At 50.6% G+C, this 235-nt stretch carries 1 protein-coding gene; it reads left to right on the top strand.

The window, feature by feature from the left end; all coding sequences use genetic code 11:
- Window positions 1-21: 21 nt before the first annotated feature.
- Window positions 22-235: hypothetical protein (locus tag R0J92_RS26690; protein ID WP_411053902.1), on the top strand; the 214-nt coding region annotated here is incomplete at its 3' end.

Genomic DNA, 235 nt, shown 5'->3' on the forward strand with positions numbered 1-235 from the left:
CGCCTGGTGTCAGAAAATCGCTTGAAGGGCCTGCTGATTGCATTGATCTCGGTATTAGCCATTGCGTCGTTTGGCTATTCGGTTTACCTGACTTCAGCCAATCAACCGGTCGCCTATTATCACACCTTTACGCGTGTCTGGGAATTTGGGGTTGGCGGGATTCTGGCATTGACGATTCATCAATTATCCGTATCCAGCCGTATTTCCTGGGTCTTCGGCTGGGCTGGAGTGATTG

The organism is Tritonibacter sp. SIMBA_163 (genome assembly GCF_046535935.1).
GTDB lineage: Bacteria > Pseudomonadota > Alphaproteobacteria > Rhodobacterales > Rhodobacteraceae > Epibacterium > Epibacterium scottomollicae.